Origin of the sequence: Citrobacter sp. Cf088 (assembly GCF_030334295.1) — a bacterium.
Lineage (GTDB): Bacteria > Pseudomonadota > Gammaproteobacteria > Enterobacterales > Enterobacteriaceae > Citrobacter > Citrobacter freundii.
This window is the reverse complement of the sequence record NZ_JAOWEE010000038.1, coordinates 1-3,362: the sequence shown is the minus strand read 5'-3', so window position 1 is coordinate 3,362 and position 3,362 is coordinate 1. Positions and strand designations below refer to the sequence as shown.

The following is a 3,362-nucleotide window of genomic DNA, read 5'->3' as shown; positions in this document are numbered from 1 at the left end:
GAACAGTGGGGATACGTCGGGGCTAAATCGCGCCAGCGCTGGCTGTTTTACGCGTATGACAGGCTCCGGAAGACGGTTGTGGCGCACGTATTCGGTGAACGCACTCTGGCCACACTGGAGCGTCTTCTGAGCCTGCTGTCGGCCTTTGAGGTCGTGGTATGGATGACGGATGGCTGGCCGCTGTATGAATCCCGCCTGAAGGGAAAGCTGCACGTTATCAGCAAGCGTTACACTCAGCGCATTGAGCGACATAACCTGAATCTGAGACAACATCTGGCAAGGCTGGGACGGAAGTCACTGTCGTTCTCAAAATCGGTGGAGCTGCATGACAAGGTCATCGGGCATTATCTGAACATAAAACACTATCATTAAGTTGGAGTCATTACCTAAGTGATGATGGAGCCCAGTAGCCGGAACCGCACATCCACCGTTCACCAGGAAATGAAAAACCCTCTCTGATAAGAAACTCCCTAAGTTCGGTGCTGATGACATTCTCAACCTTTAAGATGTAGTTATTTGTCTCAGCTGCTTCTTTTAATTTCGAGAGTAACTGTCTGAAAAATCCTTTGCCTGGGGTCTTCACTGAAATGGTTGCGACTACCAGTACCGACGAACCGAGGTATGACATTTTTCCCGTCCGGGCACGGATGTATAACTCATCTACTAACTGAAGACCTTGAACCTTCATTGATTTTGAATGAAAGATGCTTTTTTTTGCTTCAACCATTAAGTGAGTGAATGATTGAAGGATCTTATTGATGTCTCTGTCATGACAACTCATATAATCACCAAATTAAATCAGCATAATAAATTGCACAGTGTATAGCGTAACTTTTCAATAAAGTTGATGCTTTGAAATAAAAGCAACAATACATAATCTTTGTGTCTTATTGGCTAAGGTTGTTATGTAATTATCAGAGGTTTTTAATCCTTTCTAAAGATGCTAGATATGCTTCATAGTTATCTCCAAATTTTTTCTTTGCCCGTCTTACTCTCATCTTTTCTGCCAGTTCACTCTTATGCTCGGTCTGGTATTTTTTATTGTTTTGGAGTTTTACACCTGCACCGGAACCGGCAGCATAATTTCTGTTTTTATCGCTAATGCACAACTTGCATTTACTTTTAAGGCCAAACTTACCCTTAAGTTCCTTACCGAATTCTTCGAAGGGTTTAACCTGATTGCATCCTTTACAGCGTTTGCACCCAGAGGGGAGATCTTCATTAGCCATGTCTAGTTCCAGTGGTTAAAGGTAATGAACTGCATTTTACTGCAAACAGGCACTTCCAACCATAAAATCGACTACTTAACCATAATTCAACATAAGGTTCATTAAGCGCACCAAGGTAAGGTGTTGATTGTTAAGGGTTTATCAGGGGGTTCTCTTGACTTGTTGGTATCCTCGGACTCAGGCTGTTACGTATCCTGTGACTAACTGAGCCCCGTCCGTGGTGACCAGTTAACAGATTCTCCAAGGAACCTTGTTAACGCTGCTTTAGCATACTGAGGCTTTGAGTAGTATCTGGGAAACCAGCCATCATAAGTTTGTGTGCCATTGCGCCGGTATTCTGGCCTGACTGACAGCTTACATCCATTACCATCAGTAGAAATACAAAAAGTGTACCCATCAACAGAATCAGAAGTAAGCAGAATGGATGTCATTGGGGATACCTCATTATTGAACTAACCAGAAACTACAATGGTGATCCGACATGGTTTCCTCGATTTTACCGACTGAGCTGTCATATAGCGATACCTTTTATTCTTAGGTTCTCTTGCAGTATTGGCTATCGATTGTCACAATTTAGTCTGGTGGCACTGGTTCATTTTGAATCGCCACGGGTTTAACAGACACCTCAGAGTCATTTAAGATGGCTTAAAGAGAGGTGCCCATGAGCGGTAAGCGTTATCCCGAAGAGTTTAAAACTGAAGCAGTCAAACAGGTTGTTGATCGCGGTTATTCTGTTGCCAGCGTTGCAACACGTCTCGATATCACCACCCACAGCCTTTACGCCTGGATAAAGAAGTACGGTCCAGATTCTTCCACTAATAAAGAAGAGTCAGATGCTCAGGCCGAGATCCGCCGTCTCCAGAAAGAGCTGAAGCGGGTTACCGACGAACGGGACATATTAAAAAAAGCCGCTGTAGATTCAATCTGTCAATGCAACACCCCTTTCAATTATCTCTTTCGGTGTTTTGAACTTCAGTGTCTTTCTCGGTCTGTTGTTTAGCTGAGCAGCAACCAGATCTAGTTCATGTTGAGTATATTGGGCAAGACATGTCTTTTTAGGAAAGTACTGCCGAATTAGCCCATTTGTGTTCTCATTTGTTCCCCGCTGCCAAGGACTCTGAGGATCGCAGAAGTAAACTTTAACGCCGGTGCTGACAGTAAATTCTAGATGTCTGGCCAGTTCCATTCCTCTGTCCCATGTCAGTGATTTTCTGAGTTCTGACGGTAAACTCAGGAATTTGTCGGTAAGAGCCTGATTTACTGAGACAGAATCTTTGCCCCTGAGTCTAAGGATGATCGTATAACGTGATTTTCGGTCTACAAGTGTGGCTATATGAGAGTTTTTTGTACCTGAGACTAAATCGCCCTCCCAATGCCCCAGAGAGCGTCTGTTATCGATATTTCGGGAACGTTCGTGAATTGGTGTTCCGTTCACTATGTTAATCGTACCTCTTTCGCCTTTGCGGGTATGACGCCTGCCATGGCGAAGGCTATGCGACCGTCGCAGATGCTGTATATTCAGGTGGTGTAGCGCTTCACGGCTACGAAAGTACAGCGTTTTATAAATTGTCTCAGGTGATATTCGCAGCGTTTTTTGACGTGGTTTTGTTCGCCTTAACCATCCTGATATTTGCTCTGGAGACCATTTCATCTCCAGCTTTTCCAGAACAAGCTTTCGCAATGGTAAATTTTGATCCAGTAAGCACGGTTTTGGCCTTTTCGCCATTCTGTTGGCTCGGTTATTAGCATCAACAGCTTTGTAATAGCGTCTGCCCCGATTACGCTGAACTTCACGTGAGATCGTCGAAGGACTGCGATTCAGCGCAGTAGCTATCGCACGAATGCTCATTTTGGCTGACAAACCAGCTCGTATCTCCTCGCGCTCAGACAGTGTCAGGTGAGCTACAGCCCGCTTACGCTCATGGGGTTTTATGCCGCCAGTATCCCTTAACATAGTGAAGATCGTTCCGGGTTTTGAACCCAGGATATTCGCTATTTCACTGAAGCCTGTTCCGTTCTTCCATAGTTCAAAAACAGAGGCTTTTTCCTCTGCTGTAAATGTTCGTCTCATTCAAAAAACCTCCGCAACCCCATGTTTTCACATAACTGTTGCGTTGACCAATTGAATCTACA

General features: G+C 44.5%; 3 protein-coding genes and 1 pseudogene. 2 read left to right on the top strand and 2 right to left on the bottom strand.

Annotated features, from left to right (window positions below; translation table 11 throughout):
* Positions 1–372, top strand: a 372-nt coding sequence (locus OGV71_RS05295; protein ID WP_064168594.1) for an IS1 family transposase, incomplete at its 5' end; no start/stop codon positions are given.
* Between the two features lie 542 nt (positions 373–914).
* On the opposite strand, the gene OGV71_RS05290 is transcribed toward OGV71_RS05295, so the two are convergent.
* Positions 915–1,229, bottom strand: a complete 315-nt coding sequence (locus OGV71_RS05290; protein WP_009652923.1) for a hypothetical protein — start codon at positions 1,227–1,229, stop codon at positions 915–917.
* Between the two features lie 661 nt (positions 1,230–1,890).
* On the opposite strand from OGV71_RS05290, the pseudogene OGV71_RS05285 reads away from it, so the two are divergent.
* Positions 1,891–2,139 (top strand): annotated as a pseudogene (locus tag OGV71_RS05285) (transposase); the annotation flags it as partial.
* A gap of 9 nt (positions 2,140–2,148) precedes the next feature.
* On the opposite strand, the gene OGV71_RS05280 reads toward OGV71_RS05285, so the two are convergent.
* A complete protein-coding gene (locus tag OGV71_RS05280; protein WP_001254932.1) occupies positions 2,149–3,300 on the bottom strand; it encodes an IS30-like element IS30 family transposase in 1,152 nt (383 codons plus the stop codon).
* Positions 3,301–3,362 lie beyond the last annotated feature (62 nt).